General features: G+C 42.2%; 1 protein-coding gene. It reads left to right on the forward strand.

The genetic code is table 11. The annotated features are described in order from the left end of the window. A partial coding sequence (locus NF27_RS01210; RefSeq protein WP_039454959.1) for a HEAT repeat domain-containing protein occupies positions 1 to 258 on the forward strand: 258 nt, incomplete at both ends.

Consider the following 258-nt stretch of genomic DNA (forward strand, 5'->3'; position numbering starts at 1 on the left):
GTAAAGTAGGAGCAGGGCATGGAGATATAGTAGTACCTGCGCTAATAAATGCTTTGAAAGATAGTGATTCCTGGGTCAGGAGTAAGGCAGCTAAAGCGCTGTATAGTATAGGATTAGGGCATCAAGATATAGTAATACCTGCGCTCATTAATGCTTTAAAGGATAGTGATTCCTGGGTCAGGAGGGGTGCAGTTAAAGTACTAGGTAAAGTAGGAGCAGGGCATGGAGATATAGTAGTACCTGTGCTAATAAATGCTT

Source organism: Candidatus Jidaibacter acanthamoeba (genome assembly GCF_000815465.1).
In the GTDB taxonomy this organism is placed as follows: domain Bacteria; phylum Pseudomonadota; class Alphaproteobacteria; order Rickettsiales; family Midichloriaceae; genus Jidaibacter; species Jidaibacter acanthamoebae.